The sequence below is a fragment of the Candidatus Palauibacter sp. genome (genome assembly GCF_965208055.1).
Taxonomy (GTDB): Bacteria; Gemmatimonadota; Gemmatimonadetes; order Palauibacterales; family Palauibacteraceae; genus Palauibacter.
Genome location: NZ_CBDBNY010000004.1, coordinates 3,294,936 through 3,312,668, shown reverse-complemented (window position 1 = coordinate 3,312,668; position 17,733 = coordinate 3,294,936). Strand labels below are relative to the sequence as shown.

Sequence of the window (17,733 nt, the reverse complement as noted above, 5' to 3'; positions counted from 1 at the left end):
GGGAGTGCGCTTCGGGTACGGTGACGTCCATCAAGATGGCGATCTACGGGTGGGTACGACAGCGCGCCCGCGGACTACCGGAAGCGGTTCACGGCGTCAAATCGGGAGCCAGTAGGCGATCTTGAGCAGGAACACGTGTTGCCCTCGGGCGCGCAGGCTGTCGACGAGGCGGCCGGGGTCCACGAGTTCGCCCGAACTCCGCATGTCGGAGCGATCCTGCTGCCAGACGAGGAAGAGCGTGCTGCCCGGCTGCCACTCCCAGCGCAGGACGACGTTGCTGCGCAGGGAGAGGATGTTGAAGTCCCCGTCGGGGAGCGAAAACGACCGGCCGCCCTGGGTCACGTCCCACGACCCGTCGCTCCGGCGCTCGATCCTCGACCCCATTTCGCCGTACAGGAGCAGGTCCCGCTGGCCGGGTTCGAGGAGTTCACCCAGGCCGTGGCGGCGTCCGCTCGCCGCGAACGGTTCGAAGTAGGCCTCGAGCGTGAGATCCGGGCCGAAGGCGTAGGCGCCCCGGAGACGCAGGGCGAGGGTGCTGCGGTCGATTGTGGAGAAGATGTAGCGCCGGTCGAACGTGGCCCGCCGGCCGCCGGCCAGCGTCGTGAGGTACTGGCGCGATTCCGCTTCGCGCCGGTAGCTGGGTTCGACCTCGAGCTGAAGCGCCGTCGCCGGACGGAGGGTGAGCGAGCCGCTCACGTCGTACATCCATCCGCCGATTTCATCCTGTCCGTAGGATCCCATGAGGCGGAAGCCGGTCCGGAAGGAGCGGTCGGTGGCGAGCGTCAGCCCGGCGTGCCAGCGGGCCAGCGTCTCCATGAGCGGGCCGCCACGTGTCAGGTGGTCGCTGAGCGCGCGAGGCTGGTATTCGCCGTTGAGCGTCGTGCGCAGATAGTTGTGCCAGGTGGCGGTGGCGTCGGCCCCGAGCGTCGTCTCGGTGCGCACGCCGTCGAAGTTCCACGCGCTCGCCGAGGTGAGACCGACCCGCCACGAGCGGGCGAACGCGGTCGGGAGGGTCTCGCGGATCGCGACATCGGCTTCGGCCGTGAGCCGGTCCGCGTTGAACATCTGGCCCACGTCGTTGATCTCGAAGCCGGGCGAGATGGCTTCGCCTCGCGCGCGCCACAGCCAGCGCCGCCCCCCCACCTTCTCCATCCCGAGAGCCGCCGTATACCCGGAGAGCGCGGAGCGCGAGGGATCCAGCCGCGCGGTCTCGCGGTCCGGGCGCTGGAAGAAACGCGCGCTCGAGCGCTGTACCCGCAGGATCGATTCGGGGTTGCCGCTGAGATGGGAAAAGCCCGCGTGGCCCGTGAGTTCGTACTCCCCCCCGCCGAAGCGCAGATTCCAGTCCGTGCCCCCGGCGTAGGCGCGCCACGGGAGGAGCGCGGCGAGTTCGGGACGGCCCTCGCGGCTGAGCGTGGTCCCCGTGAAGCCGAGCGTGGACCCCTCCTCACCGAACTCCTGCTCGAGTCTCGCCACCGCGAAGGCGCTCGAGGGGGCGACCGGGACGGCGCTCTCGGTCGTGTCCGTCGCGGCCCCGCGCCGCGTGAAGTGGAACGCCCGGGCATCCTCGCGACCGGTGACGGCGAAGAGCGCGCCCACGGAGGTCCCGCCCGGGAGCCGGCCCGTCATCTTCCCCGCCCCGAGAATCGTGGTCTGATCGGGCGCGACCACGCTGTCGGCCGCGGCCCGTCCCGGTGGCGGCGCCCCGATGCGGCGCGAGTAGAAGTAGCGCGGACCCAACCCTTCCATGAGTTGGCGGCCCTCCGTGAAGAACGGGCGGCGCTCCTCGAAGACCTCCTCGAACGCCGTCAGGTTCACGACCGCGGGGTCCGCCTCGACCTGCCCGAAGTCGGGGTTGACGGCGGCGTCGAGCGTGAGGCTCGAACCGAGACCGACCTTGAAGTCCGCGCCCACGCGGGATTCGCTCCGCGTCACCACGCCCGTCATCGGGCCACTCGTGGGAGTTCGCAGATCGCCCGCCACGTAGGGGAGAAACTCGATCCCCCGGCTCCCCCGCACACCCTCGAGTCCGGTCAGATCGCCGAGGCGCGAGGCCCACCCCGGTTCGCTCCGAACCACCAGTTCCCACAGGAGGTTCTCCTGGATGTCGGGCATGTAGCGATTGATGTTCACGCCCCACGCCGGCTCGTCGCCGTTGAAGCGCAGTTGCGAGAACGGCATGCGCATCTCGGCCGTCCAGCCGAGCGAGTCGCGCTGCACGCGCGCCGACCACACCGGGTCCCACGTGTAGTCGCGGTTCGTCACGTTGTCCTCGGGGTGGTACCAGTCCGTGCGGCTGCCCGCCGCGTTCACGCCGAAGGAGACGGCCGTGCGTTGGTTCAGGTACGGATCGAGCGAGACCAGCAGGCGCTCGGAGCCGGTGTTCTGGTCGCGGCGGGTGCGGTAGGCCTGGATGCCGTCGGGATCGTCCGTGTACATGCGCCCGGCGATCCACAGCGCCTCATCGTCGAACGCGAACGCGACCTCCGTGCGCCGCGTGGCGGGCCGGCCTTCGTCCGGCTCGCGCTGCCAGAACGAAGTGACGAACTCCGCCTCCTCCCACACCGCGTCGTCCAGGAAGCCGTCGAGACGCAGCGTGCGGCCCGCGTCGCGGGTGGCCCGCATCTCCTGCCGGTCCTCGACGCCGACCCCCTGCGCCCGCAACTCGTCGGGGCCGAAGGGCCCGGGGCCGCCGACCCCACCGACGCCGCCCAGGCCGCCGGCGATAGCCCCCGCGAGGGCGACCCGGCGGGTGAGGGGAAGGCCCCACCGCCCGTCAACTCGTGGAGTCTTCACGCCTCGAGGAAGATGCTCTTCGGGATGAACCCGGTGACGACCTGCGTGAGGTCGACGACCTCGCTCACGCGGAAGTCGACGGCGATGCTCGCCAGCGACAGCGCCTTGTCCGGCGCGAGTCCCTTCTCCTCGGTCAGGAACTCGACGACGAGCCGGACGGCTTCGCGCGCCGCACGATTGAGATCCAGGTCGATCCCCATGATGAGGTAGTGCGTGTCGGTCTCGGCCCTCGGCGCGGGAATCGACACTCCCTTGTGGAGGACGAAGCGGAACACGCCCGTCAGCGACTGTTCAATCGCGGTCCCGCTCACCTCGCCGTCTCCCTGCGCCCCGTGCGGATCCCCCGCGTAGAAGAGAGCGCCCGGGTGGAAGACCGGGAGGTAGACCGTGGTCCCCGCGGTGAGATCCTTCACATCGAGGTTGCCGCCGAAGGGCCCCGGAGGTCGCGAGCCCTGGACGCCTTCCACCGTCACCCCCGGCTCTCCCACGACCGGATCGGGCGCGACCGCGAGGATGCCCATGAACGGCGCCAGCGGCACCTGGATCTCCGGAGAGAAGAAGGCCACCTCCCGCCCGTCCACTTCACCCGTCCGGATCAGGTGCCGGCCGGCCGGGATGTCGAGCGGTTCGTCCTCCGGGGCGGCGCCGGGGTAGCTCGGGGAGAAGATCCCGCCCCGCCCGCTGGTGGAGTTCACCCCCCACGGGACGCGCGTCTCGATGTCGAGGATCCGGATCTCGAGCATGTCGCCCGGCTCCGCGCCGTCGATGTGGATCGGACCCGTGATGACGTGGCCGCTGCGGCCTTCGCGGGGACGGTCGTCGCGCGAGGCCCAGAAGTCGATCACGTCTTCGAGGATCTCCTCCCGGGGCACGCCGAGTCCGGTCAGAAACTCCACCGGATCCTCGTTCTGCGTGGCCCCAACGTGGGTCAGCGTCTGGATCCGAACGGTTTCGCCGGAGGCGATGCGGAGCACCGGTTCCCTGTCGATCGGATACCAGCCCCAGTTGAGCGTCTCCGGCCGCGACGGCAGGACGTGGTCGGGCACGATCGCCTCGGCCCCGCCGTCGCCCGCGTCTTCGTACGTCGGGGGCGCGCACCCCAGCGCGAGCGTGCAGCCCAGCGCGACCAGGCCCGCCTTCATTTGACTCGACATGGAACGGTCTCCCACGCTGAGAGTGAGCGTTTACAGTGGATCTTCCCGTTGCGGGAGGCAACGATCCGGGACGGAACCCGGATAAGACCAGGAGGACGGCCATGCGAAACGGCATGAAGCGCGCGGGGACGGCGAGGAATCGCGCGGAAACCGGGGTCGGGGCGCTCGCGCTCATCATACTTGCGGCCCTCCTTCCGGCATGCGCGAACCCGGAGGCGGGAGGGTCCGGCGAGACGAGCGATACCGGCGTGCCGTCGTTCGCGGTCGATCCGGGCTGGCCGCGCGAGATGCCGAACCTGTGGATCATGGGCTCGGTGACGGGCGTGTTCGTCGACGCGCGGGACCACGTCTGGGTCACGCACCTCCCCGAGACGCTGACCCCGGAGGAGACGTCTGCGGTACAGGATCCGCCGATCGGCGCCTGCTGCGTCCCGGCCCCGGTCGTGATCGAGTTCGACCCCGAGGGGAACGTGGTTCAGGGCTGGGGCGACCCGGCCACCCAGGACATCTCGGAGTTTCCACGGAACGCGCATGGCATCTTCGTCGACCACAACGACTACGTGTGGGTGGGCACCTACCGGCACCACCGCGTCATGAAGTTCACCCGCTCCGGCGACCTCGTCATGACCATCGGCCGCTACGACGAGAACGCGGGGAGCGATGACACGGAGCTTCTCGGCGGCCCCGCCGGCATCTGGGTTGACCCGGAGGACAACGAGGTCTTCATCGCCGACGGATACCGGAACCGCCGCGTCGTGGTCTTCGACGGCGAGACCGGAGCCTACCTCCGCCACTGGGGCGCCTACGGCGAGCCGCCGGACGACACGTACGAGTACGACTACTCGGGCCGCGGGCCGGATTCGGAGCCGCCCCGCCATTTCTCCACGGTCCACGGACTCGCGGGATCCAACGACGGCCTCATCTACGTGGCCGACCGCCGCGGGAACCGGATCCAGGTGTTCGACCAGACCGGCGCGTTCCAGGCCGAGAGGATCGTGGCGCCCCTGACGCGCGCCTCGGGTTCGGCCTTCGTCGTCGCGTTCTCGCCCGACCCGGAGCAGCGCTGGCTCTACCTCGCCGACGGCACCAACCACAAGGTGTGGATCCTGCGCCGCAGCGACCTCGAGATCGTGGGCGAGTTCGGACGCGGAGGGCGCCAGGTGGGCCAGTTCCTGCGCCCGCACGGCATGAGCGTGGATTCCCGCGGCAACATCTACGTCGGCGAAGCCTCCACCGGCCGCCGGGTCCAGCGCTTCACCCCCCGCTGATACGGAACGAGATTGGGACACGCCCGTTTCGGACGGCTCAGGCACGACCATGTGAGCAGCGAGCCTGGTGAGTGGTGGATTCACCGGGTGGCGCCGTTTCACACGTCAGGAGACCCTGTCACACTCTTTCGGCGCCTTCGGGACGTCGTGGCCGCCATGCCACGTACCCGTATCGTGACGGCGACGGACGATTACCTGCACGCCGTCTGCAGGACTCGAGTGGGGTTCCGCGACGATCTCGAGTTCCGGTGGTGTCCGTCGGACGGCGTCGCCCATGTCAGGTCGACATCGCGCGTCGGCCTTTACGATTTCGGGGTAAACCGGCGGAGGGTAGAGCGAGTGCGCAGGGAGCTCGAAGCGATCAACTCCGAACAGTGAGGAGCGCGGCGAGCCCGTAGGCCAGTGAGCAGCGAGTCCCCATCGGCCGCCTCCCGTTTTATGCCGGTGCGGCCTCCCCCGGCTGCCGGGCCCAGGGCTTCAGCCCCCGGCGACACGGCGCGACCGAGCGGCCGTCCGGCTTCCGCCGAGTTCAGATGAGAAGCAGTGCGAGAACGATCCGACAACCGCGGCGGAGAGCAGATGACCTCCTTCAGCTCCAGACCTGAACCTGTCCGACCGTGCGAGAGTGCCGACCTCGGCCCTAGTCGGAGGAGCCCTGTGTTGCTTCCATGACGACTTGGTCGGGTTGCTGAAAGATTCTCGAGGCGACCTTATCTTGGGTTGTCGTCGACCGAGGAAGAGCAGTTCGCGAGAAGTATCGATGCGGTTTGGGGAGCTGGGGGGAAGCTAGCTAATGAACGGAGATTGGGTCTGGCCGGGCTCGCGCTGGTGGCGCCTTGATCTGCACATCCACTCGCCGGTATCCCACGATGTCCCGGATTGGGGCGGAGATCCGGACTGGCCGAGCTGGATCGAAGCCGCCCGCGATGCGGGTCTGCATGCCATCGCCATAACCGACCACAATACCGCAGCGGCCGTTACGGAACTCCATGCGGCCATGGAGGAGGCAAGGGATCCTCCGGTCCTGTTCCCCGGCGTTGAGTTGACGGCTAATGACGGGGTGCACTTGATCCTTCTGTCGGACCGCACTTCCCGGCAAGAGGACATCGAGGATCTCCTCTCCAGAGCGGGGGTGCCCCCTGACGCGCGCGACAGGGAAGACGCGCGCTCCACGCTGAGCGTTGAGCAGATCCTCGATCAATTCGGGACGGAGGCGTTAGTCCTTGGTGCGCATGCAAACGGCCCGAAGGGGCTCCTAGCCGAGCACGACGGGCAACAGCGACTTGCGGTGCTGAAGAACCCCAATCTGGCGGCAGTGGAGGTGGACCCGTCACGAGAACTGGACGAATCCTGGCTTGATGGAAGCAAGGGCGAGGTTGGGAGAGAGATCGCGCGGCTGTGGTCCTCCGATGCCCACAGTCTCGAAGAGATTGGGCGGCGCTTCACTTGGGTGAAGATGACTCGTCCGGATCTTGAGGGTTTGCGCCTGGCACTCCTAGACGGACCTCCGTCACTCGACACCGCCCTGCGTGATGATCCAGTGGATCCTAACTCGCGGCGTGGAGAGTTGGTGATCGAGAGCATCACCGTTCGCAACGCGCGGTTCATGGGGCGGCCGAACCCCGTGACCGTGCAGTTCAATCCTTGGCTGAACGCTATTATCGGTGGCAGGGGGACGGGCAAATCGACGCTCGTCGACCTCTGCCGCAAGGTCCTCCGGCGGGAAACGGAACTCGGTCGCAGCGGCCGTGGTGAAGAAGGATCCCTGCGGGCACACTTCGACCGCCGGATGGACAAGCCTCGCTCCCGCGGTGCAGAAGGGCTATTGGAGTCGGATACCTCTGTTGAAGTCATCTATCAGAAACACCGCGAGCGGTTCGCCCTGTCTTGGAGCCGTGATGGAACAGCTCAGCCCATCTGTCGATTGGGAGCAGACGGAAGCACGCCCGAGCAAGGTGGTATCCCGGACCGGTTCCCCGTGCGTATCTACAGTCAAAAGCAGCTTTTTTCACTTGCCCAGGATCCGAACGCTCTGTTGGCGATCATTGATGCCAGTCCAACCGTCCAAGCCGCTGAAAAGCACCGCGAGATCGAGACGCTCAGGTCAAGATATCTTTCTCTCCGTGCCCAGGCTCGCGCCGCAGCGGCGCGGGCCGAGGATGTGAACGCTCGGGAGGCGGAGCTTAGCGATATCCAGCGCAAGTTGGACTACCTTCAGGAAGGTGGACAGGCCCGACACCTGAGCGACTACAGAAAACGGAAGCAGCAGGACGATACGTGGAGGGCGGTGATAGAGGCCGCCATCCGCGATGTGGACGCCGTTCGAGTCGAAGCCAGCGACCTGACGGTGGCGGATCTACCGGCCGCACGAAACGATTCCTCCGATGACTCATGGGCTAGCCTCGAGATCGTCCACGAGGCTCTGAGACGTGCGGTTGAGAGCTTCAAGGAAACTGTGCAGGCAGCAGCAAACGACACATCGCTGGCCATCATGGAGATCGTCAAAGGCGAAGACGGCGAACGATGGAGAGAGGCGTTCCGGACAAGCGAAGAAGCGTTTCGCGGAGCATCCGCGGAGCTTGCCGAACGAGGGATACGGGACCCTTCGGGATACGGCGAGCTACTGGCGGAAGCGGCCCGGATCACGCGCGAGATACAAACTCTCAAGGGGGAGCGGGAGCAGGCGAAGGCCCTCGACTTGGAAGCGGCCGAAGCTCTTGAACTGTACCGGAAGCATCATCACGAACTGGCGGAGCGGCGTCAATCACTGGCCGGGGACATTTCAAGCGATTTGATCCGCGTCTCGATCGTCCCCTTTGACAATACGGGCAACCTCGAGGACGAGTTGACAAGTGTTCTTGGAATCGAGCGGTTTGACGCGGATCGCAGGGCGCTTGCGCGCAGGATTATGCCCAAAGATGGCCCCGAGGGCGCGTGGGGTTGGGAGGACTTGGACAAACTTGTATCCGACATCCGTACCTTTCTGAAGGACGACTCGAGTTCTTGGCCCGCCCAAGATGGGCGCTTTAGGGGCGCGCTGGCGAAGGTCCCGCCAGAGAGAATCGATCGTCTCGCGTTGTATGTGCCTGGAGACTTGGTACAAGTGCGCTTCAAGGACCCGGGGAAGAGTTGGAGACCACTCGCACAGGGGTCTCCGGGACAGCAGACGGCCGCCCTCTTGGCGTTCGTCCTTGGTCATGGTTCCGAACCTATCATTCTCGATCAACCCGAGGACGATCTCGACACGACGCTCATCTACGATCTCCTCGTCAAGCAGTTGAGGACGACCAAGCGCCATCGCCAAGTAATTGTTGTGACGCACAACCCCAACATCGTGGTCCACGGAGACGCCGAGTATGTACTCTCTCTCGAGGCCGGAAACGGCCAAAGCCGTGTCTTATGCGAGGGAGGACTTCAGGAGCGAAAGGTGCGAGACGAGATCTGCCGAGTCATGGAGGGGGGGCGAGACGCATTCGAGCGCCGCTATCGACGAATCATGCCACCCGAATGGCCGGTATGATGATGGCTTGGGACGACCTGTCGCGCAGGATTCGACTCGGCGAGGATTCGACTCTGGAACTGAAACAGGTTCTTCTCTCCGGTGACAGAGTTACAGACCCAAAGAGGCAGGATGTTGCAGATGAACTGGCCGCTCTGGCCAACGGAAGAGGCGGAATCCTGGTGTTGGGGGTGGAAGACAAGAGCCGTGAGATCCTAGGAATTCCCATGGATCGGCTCGACAACGTCGAGGGATGGATAAGGGAGATATGCAACGATTCCATCAAACCACCGATCGACGCCGACATTAGCAAGGTCGAGTTGCCCAATAGCGACGGCGAGCTAGTGCCCGTGATCGTAGTACTCGTTCCTCGTAGCATGTTCGTTCACGAAAGTCCGAGAGGCTACTTTCGGAGAGTCGGGAGTTCTAAACGAAAACTGGCGACTGAGGTACTTGCGCGTCTCTTTCAGGAGCGCAGCCAGTCTCGAGTAATCCGGTTCGACGAGACACCAATTCCCGGCTCCTCGCCCGACGATCTGGATCCTAAGTTGGTGTCCAGATTCCTGCGGCCAGATGTGGAACTCTCGACGACCACGGCGCGCAAGCTCAGAATCGTCGCGGACGATCAAGAAGGCGTCCCCAGGGTTACGGTGAGCGGAGCACTGCTTTGCACACGGGAGCCGACGAAGTGGCTTCCGCATGCGTATATTCAGGCGGTCAGCTACGTAGGGATGCGATCCGATGTCAACTACCAGATCGATGCCAGGGACTTTAGTGGATCTCTTGACTCCCAGATCTTCGGAGCATTGCAGTTCGTGAGGCGAAATATGCGGGTCGGAGCGACGAAGAGAACGGGCCGGGTCGATGTTCCTCAGTTTAGTGAGCGAGCCGTGTTTGAGGCAGTCGCGAACGCAGTCGCGCATCGAGACTACTCCATGGCCGGGGCACGGATTCGTCTTCACATGTTCATGGATCGCCTTGAATTCTATGTGCCCGGCGGGTTGGCAAACACGCTTACTACAGACAGCATGGAACTGCGTCAATATAGTCGGAACGAACTCATCGTGTCGCTGCTCGCTCGCTGTCCAGTTCCGAACGACGAGGCATTGAGTCGGTCACATATCATGGACCGTCGCGGGGACGGGGTTCCCATCATCTTCAGCGCAAGCGACGAGTTGTCGGGCCGACGGCCGGAGTACACCGAGGTCGACGATAGCGAGTTGCGACTCGTCATTTGGGGAGCCATCGAGTCCGTCGAGTAACGGACGTTAGGGCGAACTCAGGACCATCGGGAAGCCGCTCCATTCCCGCCCGTCCAGGAGTCGGCCGCCGGCCTTCGGCGTGTGGCCGCCCCATTGCTTGAAGAAGAAGGGCACGGAGTTCCGTTGGCACTGCTCGCGGATCGTGCGTGGCCAGCTCAATGCCATGGGTCGATGACCCGGCCCGCTCTCACCTCCGACGATGACCCAGTGGATGCCCTCGAGGTCGAGTTTCAGAGGGCCAAGTAACGGCTCGCATGAAAGGAAACGCACTGCGGCGGGGACTCGAGCCAGGTGAGAGCGGCGGTAGGCGACTCTCTGGCTCTCGATCGATGTACCCATCCAGATGTGCGCCGGGATCTCGGTATGCCCCAATGCGTCGCAGTGTGACACCCAGAAGGCGGCCGCCCGAGCCGGACGCTTCGTCAACACCTGGTAGATGTGCCGGTCGCAGGCCAGCATGACCTCAAAGATGCGGCGCACGTATTCGACCGGGATGTCCTTGTGGAAGAGATCGGACATCGAGTTCACAAAGATCATCCGTGGTTGAGCCCAGCGTTCCGGTTGCCCCAAGCGTTCCGGCCACAGCCTCACGGCGAAGGGGTCCTGCGCGTTTTCCCCCGTTTCAACCTCGGGTCGACGGGCCAGATAGGTGTGCCTGAGTCGCCGGCGAGCAAATGCCGCTGCGTAACAGTTGTCGCAGCCCGCACTTACCTTCGTACATCCGGTGACCGGATTCCATGTGGCGTCGGTCCACTCGATGGCTGTTTGTTCACCCATGCGTGGCGTTCCTCTGCAAATGAATCTCGAAACTGATGATACCGAATAAAAGACGAATCTCGCCTGGATCGCAACCCTCGATCCTGTGTCGAAAGCATGTCTTCGTAGGCAACATACGCGTGCCCTTCAAGCACGAATCAACGCGTCAGCCGCGGTTGCCCTCGCCCCACGCGGAGGTGAGCGGCTCGCCGTCGACGAAGCGGGCCGGGCGGAAGGGCGAGAGATCGATTTCCGGCGCCTCACCGCAGATCACGTCGGCCAGTGCTTCGCCGATCGGGGGGCCGAGCTTGAACCCGTGGCCGCTCCCACCGAACAACGCGTAGTAGCCCTCGAGACCGGGCTCCGCGCCCACGATCGGGTGCCAATCGTCCGTGATCGTGTAGAGCGAGGCGTAGCCGCCCAGGTGCCGGGCACGGGACAGAGCAGGGATCCTCTGGAAGAGCGGGCGCTCGATGCGCTCGCGCATCTCGGGATCGAGGCCCGGGCCGCACTCGTCGGGATCCACGGACTCGATGTCCTTGGGCGCCCCCAGCCCGGCGATGATCCGGTCGTCGCCGTAGGGTCGCAGGTAGACGCGCAGACCCGGATCGGAGACGACCGGGAGATCGCCGAAGCGGGCCGGCCTCTCCACGAACAGATCGCTCTCGCGGCTCCAGCGCAGCGAGTACCTGAGCCCGAGCCACGAGCCGACGCGACCGGCCCAGGGGCCCGCGGCGTTCACGACGACATCCGTCGCGATCGTCCCCTCCTCGGTCTCCACGGCAGCCACGCGATCCCCATGCAGGCGGACGCCCGTAGCGGCGACGCCGACGCGGGGCTCGAGTCCCCACGGACGAGCCGCCGCCACGAGGTGCTCGGTCGTGCGGGTGGGATCGGCGTAACCCGAGCGCGGCTCGAGGATGCCGTACGAGACGCCGTCCAGAGAGAGGGGAGGCGCCAGCTCGGCCACCTCGTCCACGGTGAGGCGTTCGACGTGGAGCCCGTGCCGTCGCTCCGACTCGAGGATGTGCTCTCCGGCGGCGCGCAGGCGCTCGCCGATCAGGAGCAGGAAGCCGATGGGCCGGAACCCGCAGTCGCCGCCGAGCAGGTCCCGGTCGTTCTCGAACATGTGCAGCGCCCGCTTCGCCAGTTTGAGCGTGATCGGATTCGAGTAGTACGTGCGGACGATCGCGGCGGAATGTCCCGTGCTCACGCCCGCCAGGCGTCCCTTCTCGAGCAGGACGACGCGGCCGAACCCCCTCTTGGCGAGAAAGTGCGCGGCGCTCGCGCCCATGATCCCGCCCCCGATGACGACGGCATCGGCGGTCTTCACCTTCGTCGTCATCGTCCCGGCGATCCGCGCAGCCTCCCCGTCTCCGCGAGGTCGAGCGTCCACTCCCGCGGCGTGATGGCCACGCCGTAGGCCTCGCGCGCCCGGGCGCGCGAAACCTTGCCTTCCCGCACGTCCCGGAGCACGGCCTCCGGATCCCGTTCGTGCGCCGGCCCGAACCCGCCGCCGCCCGCCGTCTCGATCCGCACTCGATCGCCGGTGGCCAACTGCACCGTCGCCTTCGAACCGAGATCCCGCGCCGCTCCGCCCGAGATCAGCCGGTAGCTCGCGACCCTCCCGTCGCCGCCGCCGTGCAGGCCGTGGGCGGGGAACCGCGCCCGGTCCGCCAGCGTCGTGAATGTCGGTTCGTGTCCCACGAACTCGTACTCGCGGCAGAGCGCGAGGCCGCCCCGCTGCCGGCCCGCCCCCTCCGAGTCCGGGACGAGGCTGTATTCGTGGATGCGCACCGGATAGTTGAGTTCGGTCTCCTCGATCGGCGCGTTCTGCGTGTTCTGGATGTGGGTCTGGACCGCGTCCGGGCCGTCGGCGTCATGCCGCCCGCCGTACCCGCCCGCGAGCGTCTCGAGGAAGCAGTAGTACTCCCCGGTCGCCGGATCCTCGCCCCCGAACCCCACGTGGCAGATCATCCCCTTCGTTCCCGCGGGCACGCGCTCCGGCATGGGGTCGGCGAGCGCCCGGAACATGATGTCGCACAGCCGCATCGCGACTTCCCATCCGCCGACGACCCCGGCCGGCGGCCGGACGTTCACCGCCGATCCCTCCGGCGCGACGACTTCGATGGGGCGATAGAAGCCCTCGTTCAGCGGGATGTCGGGGTCGACCAGACACTTCAGCACGTAGACGCAGGCCGTGAAGCACTGCGTGAGGTTGCAGTTCATCGGCGCCGCGCGTTGCGCGTCCGTCCCAGTGAAGTCGAAGCGCGCCGTCGAGCCGTCGAAGCGGATTCGGACCTTCAGGCGGACCGGCTCCCCGGTGATCCCGTCGTCGTCGAGGCACCCCTCCGCCGCGAATTCTCCCCGCGGAAGGTCCGCCAACTCCGCCCGGAGCCGCCGTTCGCTGTACTCGATCATGCGGCCCATGTAGGAGCGCAGCATCTCCGCGCCGTAGCGTTCCCACAGCGCGGACAGCCGCCGCAGCCCGATCTCGTTCGCCGCCTGCTGCGCGCGCAGGTCGCCCGCCACCTCCTTCTTCGCGCGCACGTTTGCGAGCATGAGCTTCAGCACGTCCTCCACCAGGTCGCCGCCGTCGAAGAGCTTCACCACAGGAAGGATGATCCCCTCCTGGTAGATCTCGCGGAACGCCCCGATGCTCGCGGGCGCCCCGCCTCCCACGTCCACGTGGTGGCAGCAGTTGGCGACGTATCCCACGAGGTCGCCCTCGTGGAAGAAGGGGGTGATGAGAAACACGTCGTTGAGGTGGCTCGCCTGCCGGTGCGGATCGTTGACCAGCAGCCCGTCCCCCGGACCGAGCGTTCCCTCCCCGTGCTCGGCCTCGTACTCGGCCACCGCGCGGGGGACGAGCCGCCCGATCGTCACGAGGTGCGCGGGCTGGCAGAACGCCTGCGCGATCATCCGTCCCTCCGCGTCCACGAAGGCGCACGAATAGTCGAGACGCGTCTTGATGTTCGTCGAATAGGCGGTGCGCTGGAGCGTGACCGACATCTCCTCCGTCGCCTCGACGAGCGCGTTCCGGATAACCTCGAACAGGACCGGATCCACGGCCCCCCCGGCGCGGCTCTCAGGCTGCGGCATTTCGGCCCCCCGTTCGAGTTTCGAGACGCGCCCCGATCCACAGAATCAGGATCGTGAGCGGCAGTCCGACCAGAATCGGATCCAGTTCCCAGATGATGACCACGGCGCCCACCTCGCGGATCGCCCCGAACGTCTGCCACACGGTCTGTACCGCGGCTCCGATGAGCATCGCCGCCATCACCGTCCGCGGCGCCTGCCGGAGCGAGGGAAAGAGGACGATCCCGATCAGCGACGGGGCGACCGAGGCCCCCATGATCCGTCCCCCGATCCAGAACAGTTCGATGAGGAGCGGCAGCGCCAGGTAGAGGACCGCCGCGAGCGCCCCCACGAGGAGGACGTTGAGGCGGTACACCCACAGTTGCCGGGCGGCGCTCGCCGTGGGGGCGATGAAGCGCGTGTACAGATCCAGCGTGAAGTTGGAGGCGATCGTGTTGATGGTGCTGGAGAGCGTCGACATGCTCGCCGCGAGCACGCACACCACGACGAGGCTCGCCAGTTCATCTCCCGCCGCCCCGAACGCCAGCGTGACGAAGGCGTCCTCGGCCGCCAAGTCCGGTCCGTAGATGGTCCGGGCGACGATCCCGATGAGCGGCGGCGTCATGTACCAGATCGATGCGATGACCCCGCCGTACAGGAACCCCCGCCGCGCCACGTCCGCGCTCCTGGCCGCGAATCCCCGCTGGATCAACCCCTGGTACGCGCCCGTGATCGCGAGGCCGATGACGATCCAGGCCAGGACCTGGGTGACGCCGGCCCGCCCGAAGATGTCGATCAGCGCCGGATCGAGGTCGGCGCTCAGCTCGCCGAGTCCTCCGGCGGCGGCGAGCCCCGCCACCAACACCGCGATCGAACCGGCCAGGATGATGAAGAACTGGATCGCGTCGGTCGCCATCACCGCCCACATGCCGCCCAGGAACACGTAGACGGAGGTGACGCCGAGCCAGAGGAGGAGCGATTCGGCCACGGAAATGCCGAGCACCGCGGTGGTGACGAGCGTCAGCGCGCCGATCGTCCCCGCCGTCACGCCCATGTCCCGGAGGATGACGAGAAGGAGCGAGACGATCCGGTGCCGCGGACCGAAGCAGCGGCCGAAGAGTTCCGGGATGGTGATGACCCCGGTCTCCCACAGCCGCGGGATGATGAAGTACGCGATCCAGATCGTTCCCAGCATGAAGGAGCCGCCGCTCCAGTAGGCATCCAGGCCGAAGTCCGCGCCGAGCGCCGAGATCCCGATCAGGGTCGTCCCGTTGATCCAGGTGGCGGCCACGGAGAAGGCGATGAGCCACACCCCCGAATGCCGCCCCGCCACGGCCATGTCCTCGACCGAGCGCACGCGCCGCCGGAACCAGAGGCCGACCCCGAGCATGAGGGCGAGGTAGGCCCCGATGAGCCACCACGACAGTTGAGCCCCCTGCATTCCGTCCATCCCCGGCTACCCTCCCAGCAGCCGGCCCCAGAGCCCGATGTAGCCGAAGCCCAGGAGCACGAGGATGAGAAGCACCAGCCACGGGTTGAGGCGCGGGAGCGCGATCCGATCCATGCGCGCCGGCTCCGGGCGGTCCGCGGCCGTCGGGTCCGCGGCCTGCGGGTCCGCCGCGTCGCTGTCGGGGCGCCCCCGGCGCGCATCCGACCCGTTCACGAGGCGTCTCCCGGAGAGATCAGGAGGTTGCCGAACTCGTCCACGGCGGCGCGATACCCCGCATGCACGAGCGTGGTGGAGTCGACCTCCTCGATGATCGCCGGGCCCGCGACAAGATGGCCCGCCCGCAGGCGCGCCCGGTCGTAGATCGCGGTCTCGACGAAGCCGCCGTCCTCGCCGGAGAAGAACACCGGTCTCCTCCCCCGCTGCCCGTCCGGGACGCCTTTTCCGTTCGAGTCGATCCTCGGAAGGCGCGGCCGGGCGATCCTGCCGATCGCCGTAACGGTGAAGTTCACGAGTTCGACGGGCTGCTCCGGGTATCCGTGCCCGTAGGCCCGCTCGTGCTCGACGTGGAAGCGGCGCACCGCTTTGGCCAGCGCGGCAGTGTCCAACCCCGCGTCCGCCTCCCCGGCCGTGCCGTCGTGCGGCAGCGTCACTGCCACTTCGGACGACTGGCCGGCATACCGCATTTCGATCCCGCGCCGGAACTCCATGTCCTCCTGAGCCACGCCTTCGCGCCGGAGCGTGCGTCGGCCGTCCTCCTCCATCGTCTCGAAGAGCGCCTGGATCCGCCCGGTGTCCGCGGCATCGGCGGCCACGACCCGCGTACGCGAGAACTCGTGCCTCAGGTCCGTGACGAGGAGGCCCAGGGCGGAAGCCGTCCCCGGACTCGGCGGAATCACGAGCGCCGGAATCCCCATCTCCATGCACAGCCGGTTCGCGTGCAGCGGCCCGGCGCCGCCGAAGGCGACCATCGTCAGTTCCCGCGGGTCGTTGCCCCGGCGCACGGTCACAAGCCTCAGCGCGTTGATCATCGTCGCGTTCGCGATCTCGATGATCCCGTACGCCGCCTCGATCGGGTCCAGCCCCAGCGGCTCCGCGCACCTCTCGCGGATGCCCGCGGCGGCCGCGTCCACGTCGAGCGCCATCTCGCCGCCCAGGAAGTAGTCGGGGTTCAGCCGGCCGAGCACGAGGTTGGCGTCCGTGATCGTCGGCTCCGTCCCACCCTTCCCGTAGCAGATCGGCCCCGGGTCCGCGCCCGCGCTCCGGGGTCCCACGCGGAGCCCTCCTCCGGCGTCCACCCAGGCGAGACTTCCCCCGCCCGCGCCCACCTCCACGAGGTCGATGACCGGCGTGCGGATGGGGTAGCCGGCGGCGCGCGTCATTCCCTGCCCCGGCTGCGCCTGCGCGCCGACCTCGTATTCCTTCGTGACTCGCGGGCGGCCATCGAGAACCAGGCCGGCCTTGGCCGTCGTCCCTCCCATGTCGAACGAGATCAGATCCGCATGGCCGAGTTGGCCCGCGATGAAGTTGGCGGAGACCACGCCGGCCGCCGGACCCGATTCGACCATGAACACGGGCTTGCTCGCCGCCTGCTCCGCGGTCAGCACCCCGCCGTTCGACTGCATGACGAGTAGCGCCGCATCGAGACCGGCCCGCCCCAGCCCCTCCTCGATCCCGGCGAGGTAGCGCGCCACCACGGGGACGATGCAGGCGTTGATCACGCACGTGCTGGCCCGGAAGTACTCGCGGAACTCCGGGCACACGCTCGACGAGAGCGAGATGAGAAGCTCCGGATCCTCCTCGCGAAGGATCTCCGCCACCCGCTCCTCGTGCGCCGGGTTCGCGTAGCCGTGCAGGAGACACACCGCCACGGACCGGACATCTCGCATTCGCAGGGCCGCGGCGATCTCCCGGACGGCGTCTTCCTCCAGAGGCCTCAGCACGCCGCCCGCCGCGTCCAGTCTCTCCGGCACCTCGTAGCACAGGTCGCGCGGGACGAGCGGGCGGAGCTTCTCGAAGTGGACGTCGTAGAGCGAGGGCCGGACCTGGCGGGCGATCTCGAGCATGTCGCCGAAACCGTCGGTGGTCACGAAGGCCGTCTTCGGCGTCTTCCCCTCGATGAGCGAGTTCGTGGCGACCGTCGTCCCGTGGACGAGGTGGGAGATGGCTCCGGCATCGACCCCGCTCTTCTCGAGCGCGCGCGCCACCGCCGCCATGAAGCCGATGGAGGGATCCGCGGGCGTGGAAGGGACCTTCGCCGTATTGATGCGCCCGGTCTCTTCACAGATCAGGACCGCGTCCGTGAACGTGCCGCCCACATCTATCCCGAGGTGGAACTGGTTGCCCGTCATCGCGCTTCCAACGTTCGATGCGGGCGTTTCCCCTGACAAGGCGCCGCCGTACGCGGCCGGATGCGCCGCCGCCCGCCACGTCTGGACGCTGTGGTCGACATCCGTAAGTTGAGAATCGAGGG

Annotated in this window: 12 protein-coding genes; 4 read left to right on the top strand and 8 right to left on the bottom strand. The window is 67.1% G+C overall.

The genetic code is table 11. The annotated features are described in order from the left end of the window. Nucleotides 1–96 precede the first annotated feature (96 nt). Together ACOGXI_RS14615 and ACOGXI_RS14610 are read right to left on the bottom strand one after the other, a co-directional pair. Nucleotides 97–2,796: a DUF5916 domain-containing protein gene (locus tag ACOGXI_RS14615; RefSeq protein WP_419939550.1), complete on the bottom strand. Its 2,700-nt coding sequence runs from the start codon at nucleotides 2,794–2,796 to the stop codon at nucleotides 97–99. Next, complete coding sequence (locus ACOGXI_RS14610; protein ID WP_419939549.1) at nucleotides 2,793–3,950, bottom strand: acetamidase/formamidase family protein; 1,158 nt, start codon at nucleotides 3,948–3,950, stop codon at nucleotides 2,793–2,795. The genes ACOGXI_RS14615 and ACOGXI_RS14610 overlap by 4 nt, the downstream gene beginning before the upstream one ends. Before the next feature lie 101 nt (nucleotides 3,951–4,051). Here ACOGXI_RS14610 and ACOGXI_RS14605 point away from each other — a divergent pair, with 101 nt between their 5' ends. The 4 genes from ACOGXI_RS14605 to ACOGXI_RS14590 all read left to right on the top strand — a co-directional run bounded on the left by ACOGXI_RS14605 (nucleotide 4,052) and on the right by ACOGXI_RS14590 (nucleotide 9,979). Beyond that, the gene (locus ACOGXI_RS14605) at nucleotides 4,052–5,218 is read left to right on the top strand and encodes a hypothetical protein (RefSeq protein ID WP_419939548.1); all 1,167 of its coding nucleotides are present in this window, start codon (nucleotides 4,052–4,054) and stop codon (nucleotides 5,216–5,218) included. Nucleotides 5,219–5,269: 51 nt separating this feature from the next. After that, the gene (locus tag ACOGXI_RS14600) at nucleotides 5,270–5,596 is read left to right on the top strand and encodes a DUF1499 domain-containing protein (protein WP_419939547.1); all 327 of its coding nucleotides are present in this window, start codon (nucleotides 5,270–5,272) and stop codon (nucleotides 5,594–5,596) included. Nucleotides 5,597–6,011: 415 nt separating this feature from the next. Next, nucleotides 6,012–8,738, top strand: coding sequence for a TrlF family AAA-like ATPase (locus ACOGXI_RS14595; RefSeq protein WP_419939546.1), 2,727 nt, complete (start codon nucleotides 6,012–6,014; stop codon nucleotides 8,736–8,738). A 2-nt stretch (nucleotides 8,739–8,740) separates the two neighbouring features. Then, nucleotides 8,741–9,979: an RNA-binding domain-containing protein gene (locus tag ACOGXI_RS14590; RefSeq protein WP_419939545.1), complete on the top strand. Its 1,239-nt coding sequence runs from the start codon at nucleotides 8,741–8,743 to the stop codon at nucleotides 9,977–9,979. 6 nt (nucleotides 9,980–9,985) lie between these two features. On the opposite strand, the gene ACOGXI_RS14585 is transcribed toward ACOGXI_RS14590, so the two are convergent. The 6 genes from ACOGXI_RS14585 to ACOGXI_RS14560 form a co-directional block, all read right to left on the bottom strand. After that, entirely contained in the window at nucleotides 9,986–10,756 is a 771-nt protein-coding gene (locus ACOGXI_RS14585; RefSeq protein ID WP_419939544.1) for a DUF5131 family protein, read from the bottom strand. 145 nt (nucleotides 10,757–10,901) lie between these two features. Then, a complete protein-coding gene (locus tag ACOGXI_RS14580) occupies nucleotides 10,902–12,080 on the bottom strand; it encodes an NAD(P)/FAD-dependent oxidoreductase (protein ID WP_419939543.1) in 1,179 nt (392 codons plus the stop codon). After that, complete coding sequence (locus ACOGXI_RS14575; protein ID WP_419939542.1) at nucleotides 12,077–13,837, bottom strand: hydantoinase B/oxoprolinase family protein; 1,761 nt, start codon at nucleotides 13,835–13,837, stop codon at nucleotides 12,077–12,079. The genes ACOGXI_RS14580 and ACOGXI_RS14575 overlap by 4 nt, the downstream gene beginning before the upstream one ends. Beyond that, the gene (locus tag ACOGXI_RS14570) at nucleotides 13,824–15,263 is read right to left on the bottom strand and encodes a sodium:solute symporter family protein (RefSeq protein WP_419939541.1); all 1,440 of its coding nucleotides are present in this window, start codon (nucleotides 15,261–15,263) and stop codon (nucleotides 13,824–13,826) included. The genes ACOGXI_RS14575 and ACOGXI_RS14570 overlap by 14 nt, the downstream gene beginning before the upstream one ends. A gap of 6 nt (nucleotides 15,264–15,269) precedes the next feature. Beyond that, nucleotides 15,270–15,476, bottom strand: a complete 207-nt coding sequence (locus ACOGXI_RS14565) for a hypothetical protein (protein ID WP_419939540.1) — start codon at nucleotides 15,474–15,476, stop codon at nucleotides 15,270–15,272. After that, the gene (locus ACOGXI_RS14560) at nucleotides 15,473–17,611 is read right to left on the bottom strand and encodes a hydantoinase/oxoprolinase family protein (protein WP_419939539.1); all 2,139 of its coding nucleotides are present in this window, start codon (nucleotides 17,609–17,611) and stop codon (nucleotides 15,473–15,475) included. The genes ACOGXI_RS14565 and ACOGXI_RS14560 overlap by 4 nt, the downstream gene beginning before the upstream one ends. Between the last annotated feature and the right edge of the window lie 122 nt (nucleotides 17,612–17,733).

What these genes read in the sequence shown, in the direction of transcription:
- ACOGXI_RS14605 (WP_419939548.1), top strand. Translation starts at nt 4,052, where the DNA reads ATGCGAAACGGCATGAAGCGCGCGGGGACGGCGAGGAATCGCGCGGAA.
- ACOGXI_RS14590 (WP_419939545.1), top strand. Translation starts at nt 8,741, where the DNA reads ATGGCTTGGGACGACCTGTCGCGCAGGATTCGACTCGGCGAGGATTCG.
- ACOGXI_RS14585 (WP_419939544.1), bottom strand. Translation starts at nt 10,756, where the DNA reads ATGGGTGAACAAACAGCCATCGAGTGGACCGACGCCACATGGAATCCG.
- ACOGXI_RS14570 (WP_419939541.1), bottom strand. Translation starts at nt 15,263, where the DNA reads ATGGACGGAATGCAGGGGGCTCAACTGTCGTGGTGGCTCATCGGGGCC.
- ACOGXI_RS14560 (WP_419939539.1), bottom strand. Translation starts at nt 17,611, where the DNA reads ATGACGGGCAACCAGTTCCACCTCGGGATAGATGTGGGCGGCACGTTC.
- ACOGXI_RS14580 (WP_419939543.1), bottom strand. Translation starts at nt 12,080, where the DNA reads ATGACGACGAAGGTGAAGACCGCCGATGCCGTCGTCATCGGGGGCGGG.
- ACOGXI_RS14575 (WP_419939542.1), bottom strand. Translation starts at nt 13,837, where the DNA reads ATGCCGCAGCCTGAGAGCCGCGCCGGGGGGGCCGTGGATCCGGTCCTG.
- ACOGXI_RS14595 (WP_419939546.1), top strand. Translation starts at nt 6,012, where the DNA reads ATGAACGGAGATTGGGTCTGGCCGGGCTCGCGCTGGTGGCGCCTTGAT.
- ACOGXI_RS14610 (WP_419939549.1), bottom strand. Translation starts at nt 3,950, where the DNA reads ATGTCGAGTCAAATGAAGGCGGGCCTGGTCGCGCTGGGCTGCACGCTC.